Below are 16,323 nucleotides of genomic sequence, written 5' to 3'. Positions count from 1 at the left end.
GTGATCAGTTGAACAGGGCGGTTCCTACACCGGCAGCGGCCAGGGCCCACAGCACGCTGGCGAAGGTGCCGATGATGAACTGTTCGGAGGCATGGGATTCGCGCAGCTCGGGATAGCGCGCGAGTCCCTTGACTGCGAGCACGATGGCGATCCCTTCCGGCCAACCGGCGAGGATCGACACGGCAACGGCCACGCGTTCGAGGATGCCGATGGTCAGTCCACCACGAAGCGGCTCGACCGGATCGTCTCCGGTCGAGTCGCTTTGTCGTCGTGCGACGCGAAACACGGTGGGTACCATCGCTGTTCCGCCCAGGGCCGCAGCGAGGACGGTGAGGACCACTCCGATGGCGTGGCCGAGACCGTAGGCCGGTCCGGCCACCGTGGCCAGGATCGCCGCTGCCGCGAGCAGACTCGACGCGGCGGCGGTGGGCAACCATCGGCGAATTCCGGTGCCGGCGGGGATGGTGGCGGCGCCTGCGGTCAGTGCCAGTAGCACCAGGGTGGCAACGATCATGGCCGATGGCTTCCCGTCGTGTTCGCGGTGTCGAGCAATCGAGTCGCCAGGGTGCGGCCCGCGTTCTCCACCTGCCAGCCGGCGACGGAGAGTCGTTGCGACATAGCTTGTTTGCTGATCTTCAACCGCTCTGCCGCGTCGGTCTGCGACAACCCGTCCTCCATGAGTGCAACCGCTTCGCGGCCGTTGTCCGATCGGCGGCCGATCAGGAGGGCAACAAGGGTGAATGCCGTCTCCGCATCTTCGGCGGCAGTGGGCTCGGGGCCGGAGACGGCAAGCGCGGCGGGGGTTCCCTTGGCTCTGGTCACAGCGTCTCGAGCTGCCTCGAAAGCCGGACCACGTCCGGCTCGCGTGGTTTCCGGTAGTGGAAGCTCTACGGAACCGATGCCGATTCCTACGCTCCATTGTGGTGTGGATACCAGTTCGAGCGCGATGGAGACGACGGTGGCGGCGTCCTCGCACACGGCTTGGACTTCGTCTCCTGCCGTGCGATCGAAAGGACGGATCAGCCCGTGGTCGCGATACCGGTCGAGCAGTTCGGGCACCCGATCGATATCACGTCTACTTCGACGTTGGTCCACGGTCAGAACGAACATTGGACAAGGCTAGGTCGTTGATTTGGAACAGTCAAGCTTCAAGGCTTGATTCATCGGAGTCAAGGCTCCCGCCCTGCTGACTGCCGGCAGGAACACGCTCCGACTTCGAGCCGCGCGAGAGCCGCCAATCCACCACCAGGCCGCTCAGTCCGATCGCGATGCAGACCGCGGACAGCACCAGCAGCACCGGATGCGTCTCACCTCCGATGGCGCCGCCGATCACGACGATCCCGAGAGTGCCCGGCAGCATGCCGATCGCGGTCGCCACGGCGAACGGCACGAGACGCACCGCCGATACACCGCAGGCGTAGTTCACCAACGAGAACGGCACCGGGGCGATCAAACGCAGGGAGCCGACGGCGAGCCAGCCTCTCCGGCGAAGGCTGTCGTCGACCGAGTCCAGGGCCGAATGGGACATTCGAGCTGCCACGGCCTCGCGTCCGATCGCGCGGACCAGCAACAGAGCCAGGATTGCGCTGACCGTCGACGCTCCGATAGTGACGGCCAGGCCGGTCAGCGGCCCGAACAGAACTCCGGCACTGAGTGTGAACAGGGTTCTCGGGACCGGCGCGATGGTCACGATCGCGTGCACGGCGAAGAAAGCGAGCGGGAACGCAGGCCCGACGGCTGTTCCCCACTGGCGAATCTCTTCGACACTCGGATGGGGAGCGAACACGGCCACGAGGGCGAAGACGACGATCACCGCCAGCAGCGCGATCAGTCGGAGGTCGCGCAAGTGCCGGGTCACGAGAGGCCAGCGTACCGGCGCAAGGTGACACCTTCGCCATCTCGGAGTTCGACGACCGAGCGGTACGACCGAACGTGAGGTGATCCTCACGATAACCTGCAATGAAGTGGGGTTAGCATCACTTCAAGTCGGGTGTAGAACTGCCCGCCGAACCGAGGGAGCAGCACACGTGTCCATCGCGTCGCACGAAGATGCCGCACGCAGTGCTCATGCGGCCTGGCAGAAGTCAGTGGCCGGTGTGTTGGCCAAATCTCGCAGGGTCGAGGTGGCCGATCTGCCCGCCGATCCCGAACATCTTCTCGATTCCACGACCTACGACGGGATCACGGTCTCCCCGTTGTACACAGCGTTCGACGAGCGACCGGAAGGTCCGCTACCGGGCCAGTTTCCGTACGTACGTGGTCGCGATCCCCACCGCGACGTCAATGCGGGCTGGAAGGTGTGCACTCGGCACGGCTCGACTGCCCGTGACGCAGCCGACGGTGACGCGTCCGTTCTCAACACCCAGATTCTCGACTCGCTGTCCAACGGCACCAGCGCCCTGTGGTTGGCGGTCGGCGGCCACGGCGTCGACCCGGCCGTGCTGCCGGAGGCTTTGCGCGGGGTGTTCCTCGAGCTCGCACCGCTGACGATCGATGCGCGCGAGGACGTATCCGCCGCGGCAGCCTCGTTGTTCTCGATTCTCGACTCGGCCGACATCGACGATCGCGCCGCAGTCGATATCCGACTCGGAGTGTCCACCCTCACTGCGCAGTTGGGGGGCACCGCGACGATCGAGATGACCGAGGCACTCGAGCTGGTCCACGAGTCGATCGGTCGCGCCGAGACCGTTCGCGCGATCACCGTCGACGGCACCGTCTTCCACAATCTCGGAGCCGGCGACGCGCAGGAACTCGGTGCGTCGATTGCCGCAGGCCTCGAGTACGTCCGCTCCATGACGAACGCAGGCGTCGGCATCACGGATGCTCTGCGCCAGATCGAATTCCGGTTCGCCGCCACCGACGATCAGTTTCAGACCATCGCCAAGTTCAGGGCCGCGCGCACACTGTGGGCGCGCGTTGCGCAGGTGTGCGGATCCCCGGACGCCGGTGATGCTCCACAGCATGCGGTGACCTCGGAAGCAATGATGTCTCAACGAGATCCGTGGGTGAACATGCTGCGCACCACACTCGCGTCCTTCGGTGCCGGGGTGGGCGGCGCGGATTCGGTGACGGTGCTGCCGTTCGATGCAGCGCTGAACGGCGGCGCGGCGGGGGTGTCGAAGACCTTCGCGGCCCGCATCGCCAGGAACACCCAATTGCTGCTGCTCGAAGAAGCCCATCTGGGACGGGTGCTGGATCCCGGCGCGGGGTCCTGGTACATCGAGGAGCTGACGGCCGCGGTCGCCGCGAAGGCCTGGGAGTTCTTCCGGACCGTCGAAGCGTCGGGTGGATTCCGCGCCGCCGTCGACGACGGTTCACTCGTGGCGGCGATCGAGAAGACCCGTGCGGAGCGAGATTCCGACATCGCCCACCGGCTCACCCCACTGACCGGTGTCAACGAATTTCCCAATCTGGCCGAGGCTCCACTGAGCCCCGAGCAGACCGCGCAGCAGGGCTCGGCGGTGCACCGGTACGGCAGAGCCTTCGAGGCGCTTCGGGATCGGTCGGATGCCTTTCTGGCCGAGCATGATTCGCGGCCCACCGTGCTCCTGATACCGCTGGGAAGCGTCGCCGAACACAACGTCCGAACGACGTTCGCATCGAATCTGTTGGCATCGGGCGGAATCGAGGCCGTCAATCCAGGTCCACTGACCGTGGACGGAATCGCCGGATCGGTCGGGACCTCTCGAGCCTCCGTCGCAGTGGTGTGCGGCACCGACAAGCGGTACGCCGACGAGGCATCCACTGCCGTGGATGCAGCACGCGCCGCTGGTGTTTCGCGGGTTCTGCTCGCCGGACCCGAGAAGATCTTCGCCGGCATCGAGGGCACGTCGCGCCCCGATGGATTCCTGACCGCGAAGGTCGATGCCATCGCCGTGCTGACCGAACTTCTCGACACCCTGGGAGCCTCGAAGTGACGACCGACGAGAACCGAATCTCGCACACCATCGGCAGTTTCGCCGACGTGCCCCTGGTCGACCCCGACGAGCCGACGCCGTCGCCGCCGTCGGCCGAGGACGTTGCCGCTCATGTGGAGCAGGGTGCGAAGGCCAATTTCTACACTCCCGAGCAGGTGGTGTGGTCCACCCCCGAGGGCATCGACGTCAAGCCGGTGTTCACCGAGGCAGATCGTGACGCCGCGGAGGCCGAGGGCTATCCGCTGCACAGCTATCCGGGCGCCCCGCCGTTCCTCCGCGGGCCGTATCCCACGATGTATGTCAACCAGCCGTGGACCATTCGTCAGTACGCCGGATTCTCCACCGCGGCCGAGTCCAACGCCTTCTACCGCCGCAACCTCGCGGCCGGCCAGAAAGGCCTGTCGGTGGCGTTCGACCTGGCCACCCACCGCGGGTACGACTCGGATCATCCGCGCGTGCAGGGTGACGTCGGAATGGCCGGTGTCGCAATCGATTCCATCTACGACATGCGTCAGCTGTTCGATGGCATCGACCTCGGTAGCGTCTCGGTGTCGATGACGATGAACGGAGCGGTGCTGCCGATCCTGGCGCTGTACGTCGCCGCCGCGGAGGAGCAGGGCGTCGGGCCGGAGAAACTCGCCGGCACCATCCAGAACGACATCCTCAAAGAGTTCATGGTGCGCAACACCTACATCTATCCGCCGAAGCCATCGATGCGCATCATCTCGGACATCTTCGCGTACACCAGCGAGAAGATGCCGAAGTACAACTCGATCTCCATCTCCGGCTACCACATCCAAGAAGCCGGTGCCACAGCCGATCTCGAACTGGCCTACACCCTCGCGGACGGTGTCGAGTACATCCGCGCCGGCCTCGATGCAGGTATGGACATCGATACGTTCGCACCGCGACTGTCGTTCTTCTGGGCCATCGGAATGAACTTCTTCATGGAGGTCGCCAAGCTCCGCGCCGGGCGCCTGCTGTGGGCCGAACTCGTCCAACAATTCGAGCCCAAGAGCGCCAAATCCCGTTCGCTGCGCACTCATTCGCAGACATCGGGTTGGTCGTTGACCGCACAGGACGTCTTCAACAACGTCGCGCGTACCTGCGTCGAAGCCATGGCCGCTACCCAGGGCCACACCCAGTCCCTACATACCAATGCGCTCGACGAAGCACTGGCGCTGCCGACGGACTTCTCGGCCCGCATCGCACGCAACACCCAGCTGCTCATCGCTCAGGAATCCAACACCGTGCGCCCGATCGATCCGTGGGGCGGCTCGCATTACGTCGAATGGCTCACCCACCAACTCGCGAATCGGGCTCGGGCACATATCGCCGAGGTCGAGGAAGCGGGCGGTATGGCCCAGGCCATCGGCGAAGGAATTCCCAAGCTGCGCATCGAGGAGGCGGCGGCCCGCACCCAGGCTCGCATCGACTCCGGCCGACAGCCGCTGGTGGGCGTCAACAAGTACGTGCCCGACGAGCCCGACACCATCGAGGTGCTCAAGGTCGAGAACTCGAAGGTCCGCCGTGAGCAGATCGAGAAGCTCGAACGCCTTCGTGCCGAGCGCGACACGGCCGAAGTCGAGGCAGCACTGGCGAATCTGACCCGGGCCGCGGCCTCGGATCAGCCGGGAATGGAGAACAATCTGCTCGCTCTCGCCATCGACGCCGCGCGCAAGATGGCCACCGTCGGCGAAATCTCCGATGCGCTCGAGAAGGTCTACGGGCGCCATCAGGCGGAAATCCGGACAATCAGTGGTGTGTACCGCGACGAGGCAGGTAAATCCGAGAACATCACCCGCGCCACCGGGCTGGTCGAGCAGTTCGCCGAGGACGAGGGCCGTCGGCCCCGTGTGCTGGTGTGCAAGATGGGTCAGGACGGGCACGACCGTGGCCAGAAGGTCATCGCAACGGCGTTCGCGGACATCGGCTTCGACGTCGACGTCGGCCCACTGTTCCAGACGCCGGAGGAGGTGGCCCGCCAGGCCGCCGACAACGACGTCCACGTGGTCGGCGTGTCGTCCCTGGCGGCAGGCCATCTGACACTGGTGCCCGCCTTGCGTCAGGCCTTGGCCGACGTCGGCCGCGGCGACATCATGATCGTCGTCGGTGGCGTCATCCCACCCGGCGATTTCGACGAGCTCTACGCGGCGGGCGCCGCGGCGATCTTCCCTCCGGGCACCGTTATCGCCGACGCCGCGATCGGGCTGGTGGAGAAGCTGTCCGTCGCGCTCGGGCACGCACCACGCGAGGCCAACGCCTGAGTATGGGTTCTCCGAACGACAACACGAGTTCCTCGACCGGTGCAGCGTCGCCGAGAGGCCGAACCATCGACATCGATGCGGTGGCCGAGTCGGTCCGAGCGAACGAGCGATCCGGCCTGGCGCGTGCCATCACGCTGGTCGAGTCGACTCGATCGGATCATCGAGATCTGGCGCAGCAACTGCTCCTTCGCGTGTTGCCCGACGCAGGTGGCTCTCACCGGGTCGGCATCACCGGAGTGCCGGGGGTCGGTAAATCGACGTTCATCGACGCGCTCGGTATGCGGTTGATCGAGAAGGGGCACCGGGTCGCGGTGCTGGCGGTCGATCCGTCGTCGACGCGGACCGGTGGTTCGATCCTGGGTGACAAGACCCGGATGTCGCGATTGGCGGTGCAGGAGAACGCGTACATTCGGCCGTCTCCGACGTCGGGAACCCTGGGCGGGGTCGCACGTGCGACCCGAGAGACCATCGTCCTGCTCGAAGCAGCCGGTTTCGACGTGATCCTGGTCGAGACGGTGGGCGTCGGACAGTCGGAGGTGACGGTGGCCAACATGGTCGACTGCTTCACGTTCCTCACGCTTGCGCGCACCGGAGATCAGTTGCAGGGCATCAAGAAGGGCGTTCTCGAACTCGCCGATCTGGTGGCCGTCAACAAGGCCGACGGCAAGCACGCGACCGACGCGAAGAACGCGGCGCGGGAGTTGGCGGGCGCGCTGCGGCTGATCTATCCGCACGATGCGATCTGGAAGCCCCCGGTGTTGACGATGAGTGCCATCGAGGGCACCGGGCTCGACGAGTACTGGGATACAGTGCTGCGCCATCAGCAAGTGCTCAGTGACGCAGGCGAATTCGCAGAGAAGCGTCGCAAGCAGCAGGTCGATTGGACGTGGACGATGGTCAACGATCAGCTGCTGCGCCGGCTGGCGCAGAATCCCTCCGTCAAGGCCATCCGTAGCGACGTCGAGGCCCGGGTGCGCGACGGTTCCCTGACCGCCGCGCTCGCGGCGCAGGAGCTACTCGACGCGTTCGATTCCTGAATCTGCGTCGGCCGCCGGCGTCGCGGGATAGAGCCGGGCGGCGAGAGCTCCGACACGATCGATCAGGCGGTCGAAGAACGCCTCCGGATCGGTGTGCGTCGCGATCGCGACGTTCGCGTCCCTGCCCCACATTCCGCGCCAGTCCGCGACTGTGGTTCCGCGCGTGAGGGTTCCGACGAGTTCGACGTCGACGGTCGCGTGTCGGTAGGTGGCGATATCCGCGTCCAGCGCGACAGCGGCCGCGAACGGATCGTGCATGTGCGCCAGGAATCCTTGATCGTGATCGCGATGAAATTCCATGTAGAACCGCACCGCGTCGGAGAAGTGCCGCACGATCGGATTCGACGCGGTCGACCGAACACCTGGTGCATCGTCGGGCGAGATCACCTCGCCCGGAGAGCTTCCAGCCCGATCGGCAAGCCGCCGAACATGTTCCGGCGTCATCTCGATGGTCTCGGTGATGTCGAGCGCACAGACGATGGGGCGGCGCTCTGCAGGTAGTCCGGAGAAGGCTGCGAACACCTCCGCGGCTGCCTCCGGGTCCACCGCGATGTTCCATTCGCTGGTAGGTGTGGTGTTGCCCTGGTGTTGGAAGGCTCCGCCCATCAGCACCAGACGCTTCAACAGTCGAGGAAGCTCGGGGTCACGCCGGATCGCCAGCGCGAGATTGGTCAGTGGACCGGTGACGAGACCGGTGATCTCGCCCGGACGCGACCGGACCAGCTCGATCCACATCGTGGTGGCGTCTCGCTCCGACAGCGACCGCGACGAGACCGGTAGTTCCGCGTAGCCGATGCCCTGCGGCCCATGAGTGTCCTCGGTGGTCATCAGCGGTGCCACGAGCGGCACCTGCGCACCGAGGGAAACCTCGACATCACTCGCGCGACACAGGTCGAGCCAGGCCAGATTGTTCGCCGCCACTTGGTTCACCGGCACATTGCCCGCGGTGGATGCGATACCGAGGATCTCGGCATCCTCGCTGGCGAGCAGATAGAGCAGGGCGAGCGAGTCGTCGATCCCGGTGTCGACGTCGACGATCAGTGGCACCGTCATGCGGCCACCTGCGTGGTCGGGGTGTGGCGAACCGGAAAATTGACCGAACGTGCGATGAAGCACTTCGACGACGCGGATGCGTGCAGTTTCTCGGCGCGGGCCACCATCGACGGGTCGGCCACGCTCACGACCGGGGCCAGGGTGACTTCGACGAACTGCCCGGACCCGTCGGAGTGCTCCGTCATCACCCCGGTGGGGGAGTCGACGTAGCCGGTGACGGTCACGCCAGACGCGGCGGCCAGTCCGAGGTACCAGAGCATGTGGCAACTCGACAGCGAGGCCACGAGGAGCTCCTCGGGATTCCAGCGCTCTGCATCTCCGCGGGAGCTGGGATCGGAACTTGCAGCGAGGTCGGGTTTCCCTGGAGCCGAGACAACGTGGTCGCGGTCGTAGCAGGAGGCGCCCGAGGTGCCCTCGCCGCGGTTGCCCGTCCAGTTCACTGTGAGTCCGTAGTTGTGGTTCGGCACGAGTCCATCGTGCCAGTACCGGGCCGAGGGGCGACGGTCCACCTGGTCCCTCGATGTCCGGATCGACCGTATTGCCCCAATTGTCAAGGGGGCCAGGCAAAACGGATCTTTCGACCACCGACCTGGTGAAACCTGGACCGATGTCGCTTTTTGTCGTGTTGGTTGTTTGATCTGCGGTCATTCCCCTGGCTAACGTTGCAGCAATGACGGTTGCGCAAGGTCCAGAATCTCCCGAGTCGTCACCCCGACAATCGCGATGGGGACATCGGCATGTCCAACTCCTCCGACGGGACGCGTTCTCCCATCGGATGCGGAGAAAGCCGGCGCTGTCGGAGGAGAGCATCACCGTCGTCGATCAACCGATGCTCAAACGCGCGGTGTCGGCTGCGGCCCTCGGCAACACGATGGAGTGGTTCGACTTCGGTGTCTACGGCTACCTGGCGGCGACCCTGGGCAAGGTGTTCTACCCCGACGCCACGCCCGCGGTTCAGCTCATCTCGACGTTCGCCACGTTCGCCGCAGCGTTCGTGGTTCGGCCACTGGGCGGCCTGTTCTTCGGCCCGTTGGGGGACCGAATCGGACGGCAGAAGGTGCTCGCCGCCACGATGATCATGATGGCCATCGGCACCCTGGCCGTCGGACTCATCCCCAGCTACGCGACCATCGGAATCTGGGCACCGATCCTCCTTCTCGTCGCACGCTTGGTTCAAGGCTTCTCCACCGGCGGTGAGTACGGCGGTGCCACGACCTTCATTGCCGAGTACTCCCCGGACAAACGGCGTGGCTTCCTCGGTAGTTGGCTCGACTTCGGCACCTTCGTCGGGTACGCAATGGGCTCCGGCCTGGTGACGATCCTCAACGCGGTGCTGGGCGAGGCCTCGATGGTCGAATGGGGCTGGCGCATACCGTTCTTCGTTGCCGGCCCGATGGGGCTCATCGGGCTGTATCTACGTCTCAAGCTCGAGGACACTCCCGCATTCCGTAAGCAACTCGACGAACACGACAGCAAGGTGAAAGCGCAGGAGAGTGCACGGAGGTCGGTGGGAAAGATCTTCACCGATCACTGGCGAGCTCTGCTGATCTGCATGGGAATCGTGCTGTTGTACAACGTGACCAATTACATGGTGACGTCGTATCTTCCGACGTACTTCACCGAAGTTGTCGGACGTAGTCAGCTCAGTGCCGACTTGCTCGTACTTTCGGCGATGATCGTCGTGGTGAGCATCATCGTGCTCGTGGGCAGACTCACCGACAGGATCGGACGCAAGCCGGTATTCGTGTTCGGTGCCGTCGGACAGATCGTTCTGGCCGTACCGTGCTTTCTTCTACTACGTGGCAGCGGATGGGTCGGGCCGCTGATCGCGTGCCTCCTGCTCGGCCTCGTACTGGCGTGTTTCGCGGCACCGAGCGCATCGACGCTACCTGCCCTGTTTCCCACCCGGATTCGCTACGCAGCGCTCTCGATCGGGTTCAATCTGTCGGTCTCCATCTTCGGCGGAACGACGCCCCTGGTCACGTCGGCCCTGGTCAGTGCAACCGGCAGTCCGATGATTCCTGCCTACTACCTCATCGTGAGCGGCGTCATCGGACTCATCGCAGTCGGTTTCCTGCGCGAATCCGCCACGCAACCGCTCGACGGGTCTCCGCCGCAGGTGGATTCGACAGAGGAAGCCAAGGAGCTCTACACCGAGGCATCGGCTTTGGCCGGACGACCCTGACGAGAACCTGGCCCTGACGAGACAGATGGCACGTCACAACCAGAGCGCCTCGTCGGCTCCCCATGGGCGTGCTGGAAACGGGTAGTCGGCGTAGTCGTCGAACACCGGACGCGCTGCTGTGACGCGACCGTTCGTGACCACACAGTCCGGTGTCGGGGTCTCGGCCGGACCGTGATCGGGATCCCGTCCGGGTGATTCGAGCAACCAGGCGGCCGTCCGGGCCAGGGACACTTCGACGGTGGCGGCCGACCCGAATCCGGATGCACGATCGGCCACCTCCGAGACGATTCCAGCAGCGAGCAGGTACCCGCTCGCGTGGTCCAGCGCCTGGGCCGGCAGGCGCCCGAGTTCTCCACCACTACCTTCGAGTACCGAGATGCCGGTGGCAGCCTGGACGAGACTGTCGAAGCCACGCCGTCCCGACCATGGTCCGCGAGTACCCCAGGCACTGACCCGTCCGTGCAGGACGTCCGCTCGGTGTTCGAGTCCGAACCGCTCGAGAGCGCCCGGGCGGTACCCGGTAACCAGGACATCGGCGAATTCGAGCAGTCGGTTCATCACGGCACGTCCTTCATGCGTGCTCATGTCCACCGTCGCCGAATGCTTCCCCTGCCCATTTTCCATGTGCTGCCAGGTGATTTCGGGGCGGTGGGGCGGATCGACGCGAAGCACCTCGGCACCGAACAGGGCGAGCGCGCGGGTGGCCACCGGTCCGGCGATGACGCGGGTCAGGTCCAGTACCCGCACTCCGGCCAGCGGAGCAGCCGTAGTCCCTCGGAATTCGGGAACTCGATACGCGGCAGAGCCCGTGTCGTCCGAACGCGCGATCACCGGACCTGGCCCGGCCGCTGTTCCTGCAGGCTCAGCGGACCACTGGTCTTCGGTGCGGACCTGCACTGCCAGAGCGCCGTTCTGTGCGCACGACCATTCGAGCTCTGCAGCGGCGATACCCGCCACCCGCGCCGCGAATTCATCTGTGCCGCAACCATCGTCGAGACCGACTGTCTCGAGTAGCGCGGTCCGGTGGTGCGGATAGTTCGCGTGAGTTCTCACCCAGCCGTCGGACGCGAGGAAGAAGCCGGACAGATCTGCGAACGGCTGCACCGGTGCGCCGTCGAGGCGCAGCATCGAGTCACTCATGAACGATGCCGCTATCCGCTCCGCCGACGCGGTCGGGCCCGCGCCGGCGGGGGACGGTCCGAGAACACCCCGCAGCCTGCCGACTGCGGTACCGAGGGCACCGACCGACTCGGCAGCGATGGTCGCCACCGGCAGTGTCGCTGCGAGCCATGCACTCACGGGGGCAGGCCCCGTGCCGATGGGACTGCTGTTCCCGACATCAGTTCCGCTTGGCCCAGATCTCCATCCCGGCCGCGTTGAGACGGTCGATGAGAACGTCGCCGATCGCGGTGGCCGGAGTCAGAACGCCACTGGCCTTCGGCAATGCATCCCCACCGAGCACCAGCGCCAGCGCCGATTCCCCGAGCATCACCGCGGTTGCCTTGTAGCCGGGGTCGCCCGACGCCTTGACCCGAGCCCGGTAGCGAGCACCCGAGGTGGTGAGGGTGTACAGGTCGACGGTGAAATGGCCCTTCTCGCGGGCCTTCTCGCTTGGACCGGTTCCTGGCTTGGGCAAGATACGGTCGAGGACCTTACCCGGCAATACCGTCATGGCGGACACTCCGACGAACAGCCCTGCCGAGAGCGCTCCGGCGAGTACCGGACTGGCGAACGACGACCCGACGCTCATCACTTCGCTGTAGCGGAACTGTTTGCCGTATGCCCAATCACGAAGTGCATTGCTGCGCCGGACGACGCGTGTGTTGTACGAGGCCATCACGAACGGTGCCTTCCATCCGCGGAGGCTCGGGTCGATCTTCTTACCGTCGATCAGGACGGTGTCGAGTTGACGGCCGAGCTGCGGCTCCAGGCCTCGGTCCGGGCTGAGTGAGTACGGTCGAGCGGCGATCCGTCGTGCCCGCTTGTCCTTCTTCATCGCCTCGATCTGTCCTCGCAGCGAGTCGATGGTGCCGCCGCTGACTCCACCGGACATCGAGGTGACCACCAGCGTCGTGTCGGTGAGTTCGCCTGCGTTGTCGGCCGTGACGGCCTCGTACAGGGCATGTACTCCGATGTCGGACGGAACGGAATCGAATCCACACGAGTGGACGATCCGTGCTCCGGTGCGCTGGGCGATCTCGTGATTGGCGTCGATGCTCTCGCGGGCGAACAGGACCTCGCCGGTGAGGTCGACGTAGTCCGTGCCGGCTTCGGCGCAGGCCGTTGCCAGCGCCAAACCGTACTTCGCGTAAGGGCCGACCGTGGTGATGACGACCTTGGTGGACCGGGCCATGGCGTCCAGCGACGCGATATCGGTGGCGTCGGCTTCCAGTGCGGACCAGTGTGCGGCCTTCGGTCCGAGTTCCTTCTGCGCAGCATGTACCCGTGCGGTCGAACGACCGGCCAGAGCGATGCGTGTGCCGGCCGGAGCGTGCTCGGCAAGGTACTTCGCCGTCAGTTTCCCGACGAAGCCGGTGGCTCCGTAGACGACGATGTCGTAGGTGCGATCGGGGCCGATGGTCGAGTCCGAAGCAGGCGAGTTCATAGCAGCGACACTAACGCGGTTGCCTCACCGAGTCGAAGCGCCGTCAGTTGGTCCAGGTGTGTACGGGCTCTCCGGAGTTCATCTGCGTGACGTAGTCGCCCAGCATTCCGGCGAGAGCTCGATCCCGCTTGTCGCCTGCACGTTCGCGGGCGACGACCGAGTTTCGTTGCCAGACCGACCCGGACTGCTTTGCCAGGCAACGGGCCTCGATCACGCCGAGGTACCGGTCGCGCACGGCCGTGTCCACTCCGTAGGCGGCCAATCCGGCATCGGCCATCGGCAGCAGCCGACGCAACACCAGTTCTTGCGGACTCACCCAGCCGACCTCGGGCCAGTACAGCATCGAATCGAAGCCGCCGCGTGCGGCGGAGTGCACGTTCTCCTCCGCAGCGTCGAACGACATCTGCGACCACAACGGTCGATCGGCATCCGCCAGTGCTCGCACCGTGCCGTAGTAGAACGCGGCATCGGCGAGGGTATCCACCACCGACGGTCCGGCCGGGAGGACGCGGTTCTCGAGCCGGATGTGGTGACCGTCGCCGGACCGGTCGTAGATCGGACGATTCCACCGGTAGACGGTTCCGTTGTGCATGCGCAGCTCGGACAGCGACGGCGTCTTTCCCTCGGCCAGAGCTGCCTTGGGGTCCTCGTCGCTGCACACGGGCAGCAACGCCGGAAAGTAGCGGGAATTCTCCTCGAACAGATCGAAGATCGACGTGATCCATCGTTCGCCGAACCACACCCGTGGCCGCACACCTTGATTCTTCAGCTCCTGGGGGCGGGTATCGGTGGCCTGCTCGAACAGCGGAATGCGAGTTTCGTGCCACAGCGCGCGGCCGGCGAAGAACGGCGAGTTGGCGCCAAGGGCCACCTGAACTCCCGAGAGTGCTTGCGCCGCATTCCAATACGACGCGAACTCGTCGGGCGCGACCTGCAGATGCAACTGAACGGAGGTGCACGCAGCCTCGGGAAGGATGGTGTCGGTGACGATGTCCAGGTCCTCGGTAGCGGCGGCACCGGGCAGTCGAACACCACCGATCTTCAGTTCGATGTCCTCGCCGCGAGCGGCGAAGATCTGTTGGTTGAGTAGGTCGTAGCGAGGATTGGCCGACAGCCAGCGGTGCTGAAAGTGTTCTTCGTCCAAGGTCGGGAGCATGCCGATCATGGCGAGACGACTACCCGAGGTGCGGGCGCGTTCGTCCGCTGCGTTCAGCGAGCGCCGCAGGTCCTCTTCCAGTTCTGCGATGGAGGCACCACGCAACGGCCGAGGATCGACGTTGATCTCGATGTTGAACTGGCCGAGTTCGGTTTGGTAGTCGGGGTCGGCGATGGCGTCGAGCACGGCGGCGTTGGCCATCGAAGGTGCCATGTCGTCGTCGACGAGATTGAGCTCGATCTCCATGCCGATCTGCGGCTCACCGACGTGGAAGGTCTCGTCGGCCAGCATGATTGCCAAGGCGTCGAGACAGTCCTGAACTTTCTGACGAAACTCGTGTCGATCCTGCCTGGTGAACTTGCGACGCTCGACGTCCTCGCCCATGGTGACCGCCTATCGGTGCGTGAAGAAGGGCCGATCGCTCACACGTAACGGCTTTTCGAGTATCGCAGCCCGTCTTCGCCCTGGGGCACGCACACCGAAATTACTCCACAGTCGAAGGCCGACATCACCACGGTGACGGTTGGTAGTCCTTGAGGAAGGAGCCGTACAGATCGTTTCCGAGCTCTCCCTGCACGATGGGGTCGTACACCCGAGCCGCACCGTCCACCAGGTCGAGCGGAGCGTGGAATCCCTCGTCGGCCAGCCTCATCTTGGTGGGGTGCGGACGCTCGTCGGTGATCCAGCCGGTGTCGACGGCGGTCATCAGAATCCCGCTCTCGAGCATCTCCTTCGCGCTGGTTCGCGTCAGCATGTTCAGCGCGGCCTTCGCCATGTTGGTGTGGGGATGGCCCGGTCCCTTGTATGCGCGGCCGAACTGGCCCTCCATCGCCGAGACGTTGACGACGTACTTGCGTCGCGCATCCGAGGCCTCCATTGCCGGACGCAGACGCGACACGAGAATGAACGGGGCAACGGAATTGCACAGCTGCACTTCGAGCAACTCGACCGGGTCGACCTGCTCGACTGTGTGGATCCAGCTGTTCGTCTCGGCCAGGTCGGGCACCAGACCGCCTGCGTCGATAGCGAGCCCACTCTCGATTCGCTCGGCCGTCACCGAGCCCGCGACCATGGCGAGCGAGGCCACGTCGTCCGCACTCAGCACTGCGGCCGGCTGCCCGCCGAGCGCCGTTGCCGGCAGCGAACTCGCGAGCGACGCGGGGTGGGCATCACTGGTCTTGCCGAACGTGATGCGCTCCGGGCCCGCCCCGTCGGCCAAGGCGGCCGGCAGAGGCTCGGCCTCGGCGTCGGCCAGTGCGCTGTACGAACCGGGGGAGCGCTTGACGGTCTGTGCGGCATTGTTGATCAGAATGTCCAGCGGTCCCTCCGCAGCAACCGAATCGGCAAGGGCCACAACCTGAGCCGGATCACGCAAATCGATCCCGACGACGCGAAGACGATGCAGCCACTGGTCGCTGTCGTCCATCGCAGCGAATCGCCGAACCGCATCGTTGGGGAAGCGGGTGGTGATGGTCGTGTGTGCACCGTCCCGAAGCAGTCGAAGCGCGATGTACATCCCGATCTTCGCCCGACCTCCGGTCAACAACGCGCGTCGTCCGGACAGGTCCGTCCGCGCGTTGCGCTTACCGCGATTGAGCGCCGCGCACTCCGGGCACAGCTGGTGGTAGAACGAGTCGACATCGGTGTAGCGCTGCTTGCAGATGTAGCAGGGGCGAGCCTTGATCAGCGTGCCCGCGATGTCGCCCTCGGCGCGCGAGGTGAGCGAAAGACCCGCAGTCTCGTCGTCGATGCGGTCCGGCGATCCGGTTGCGGTTGCAGCGACGACAGCACGATCGGCGGCATTGACGGCATTGCGCGCGGCGACGCGTCGGGCACGCTTGAGATCTTTGAACATGGCACCGGAGGCACGTTGAACGGCAATGGAATCAGGATGATTCTTGTCCAATTCGGCGGCCTGCTGCAGCACCCGCAGGCACGTCTCCAGATCGGTGGGGTCGATCGAGTCCATCGTCAATCTCCTAGCATCTGCCCGGTCGAGCCGAACGAGGCGAGTGGAGAACGAAAAAGACCCCGATTCCGAAGAATCAGGGTCCGTTTCGTCTGTCTCAACTCAGATCTTTGAAAATCTTTGTCTGCCTACAT

General features: G+C 65.1%; 13 protein-coding genes. 4 read left to right on the top strand and 9 right to left on the bottom strand.

Translation table 11 applies throughout. The features are described from left to right. Positions 1-4: 4 nt before the first annotated feature. The 3 genes from CH305_RS22260 to CH305_RS22250 are packed head-to-tail and all read right to left on the bottom strand — an operon-like array spanning position 5 to position 1,858. On the bottom strand, positions 5-514 hold the full coding sequence (locus CH305_RS22260; RefSeq protein ID WP_094610382.1) for a hypothetical protein: 510 nt from the start codon (positions 512-514) through the stop codon (positions 5-7). Then, entirely contained in the window at positions 511-1,110 is a 600-nt protein-coding gene (locus CH305_RS22255) for a hypothetical protein (RefSeq protein WP_094610381.1), read from the bottom strand. The genes CH305_RS22260 and CH305_RS22255 overlap by 4 nt, the downstream gene beginning before the upstream one ends. A 31-nt stretch (positions 1,111-1,141) precedes the next feature. Beyond that, positions 1,142-1,858, bottom strand: a complete 717-nt coding sequence (locus tag CH305_RS22250) for a TVP38/TMEM64 family protein (RefSeq protein ID WP_094704914.1) — start codon at positions 1,856-1,858, stop codon at positions 1,142-1,144. 169 nt (positions 1,859-2,027) lie between these two features. Here CH305_RS22250 and mutA point away from each other — a divergent pair, with 169 nt between their 5' ends. The 3 genes from mutA to meaB are packed head-to-tail and all read left to right on the top strand — an operon-like array spanning position 2,028 to position 7,221. Beyond that, the gene (gene mutA, locus CH305_RS22245) at positions 2,028-3,917 is read left to right on the top strand and encodes a methylmalonyl-CoA mutase small subunit (RefSeq protein ID WP_094704913.1); all 1,890 of its coding nucleotides are present in this window, start codon (positions 2,028-2,030) and stop codon (positions 3,915-3,917) included. Continuing rightward, a complete protein-coding gene (gene scpA, locus CH305_RS22240) occupies positions 3,914-6,184 on the top strand; it encodes a methylmalonyl-CoA mutase (protein ID WP_037150476.1) in 2,271 nt (756 codons plus the stop codon). Before mutA ends, scpA begins: the two co-directional genes overlap by 4 nt. Positions 6,185-6,186: 2 nt before the next feature. Beyond that, positions 6,187-7,221 (top strand): methylmalonyl Co-A mutase-associated GTPase MeaB, encoded by a 1,035-nt coding sequence (meaB, locus tag CH305_RS22235; RefSeq protein WP_249305453.1) that lies wholly within the window; start codon positions 6,187-6,189, stop codon positions 7,219-7,221. Here meaB and CH305_RS22230 read toward each other — a convergent pair. Both CH305_RS22230 and CH305_RS22225 read right to left on the bottom strand, forming a co-directional pair. Further along, a complete protein-coding gene (locus CH305_RS22230) occupies positions 7,198-8,274 on the bottom strand; it encodes a nucleoside hydrolase (protein WP_094704912.1) in 1,077 nt (358 codons plus the stop codon). The two genes, meaB and CH305_RS22230, sit on opposite strands and share 24 nt — an antisense overlap. Next, entirely contained in the window at positions 8,271-8,741 is a 471-nt protein-coding gene (locus CH305_RS22225; protein ID WP_094705256.1) for an OsmC family protein, read from the bottom strand. Before CH305_RS22225 ends, CH305_RS22230 begins: the two co-directional genes overlap by 4 nt. Positions 8,742-9,049: 308 nt before the next feature. On the opposite strand from CH305_RS22225, the gene proP reads away from it, so the two are divergent. Further along, positions 9,050-10,459 (top strand): glycine betaine/L-proline transporter ProP, encoded by a 1,410-nt coding sequence (proP, locus tag CH305_RS22220; protein WP_242640151.1) that lies wholly within the window; start codon positions 9,050-9,052, stop codon positions 10,457-10,459. Between the two features lie 33 nt (positions 10,460-10,492). Here the strand turns inward: proP and CH305_RS22215 are convergent, their stop codons facing one another. From CH305_RS22215 to CH305_RS22200, 4 genes are all read right to left on the bottom strand, one after another. Further along, positions 10,493-11,758 carry a CoA transferase gene (locus CH305_RS22215; protein ID WP_094704911.1) on the bottom strand — a complete coding sequence of 422 codons (1,266 nt, stop codon included), beginning with the start codon at positions 11,756-11,758 and terminating at the stop codon, positions 10,493-10,495. A 40-nt stretch (positions 11,759-11,798) separates the two neighbouring features. Continuing rightward, positions 11,799-13,064: a trans-acting enoyl reductase family protein gene (locus CH305_RS22210; protein WP_094704910.1), complete on the bottom strand. Its 1,266-nt coding sequence runs from the start codon at positions 13,062-13,064 to the stop codon at positions 11,799-11,801. Positions 13,065-13,107: 43 nt separating this feature from the next. Further along, positions 13,108-14,604, bottom strand: a complete 1,497-nt coding sequence (locus CH305_RS22205; protein ID WP_094704909.1) for a glutamate-cysteine ligase family protein — start codon at positions 14,602-14,604, stop codon at positions 13,108-13,110. A 124-nt stretch (positions 14,605-14,728) separates the two neighbouring features. Further along, positions 14,729-16,189, bottom strand: coding sequence for an SDR family NAD(P)-dependent oxidoreductase (locus CH305_RS22200; RefSeq protein ID WP_176458313.1), 1,461 nt, complete (start codon positions 16,187-16,189; stop codon positions 14,729-14,731). Positions 16,190-16,323: the final 134 nt, after the last annotated feature.

Source organism: Rhodococcus sp. 15-649-2-2 (genome assembly GCF_002258645.1).
Taxonomy (GTDB): Bacteria; Actinomycetota; Actinomycetes; order Mycobacteriales; family Mycobacteriaceae; genus Rhodococcoides.
The sequence above is the reverse complement of the archived record's forward strand: the minus strand, read 5'-3'. Positions and strand labels throughout refer to the sequence as shown.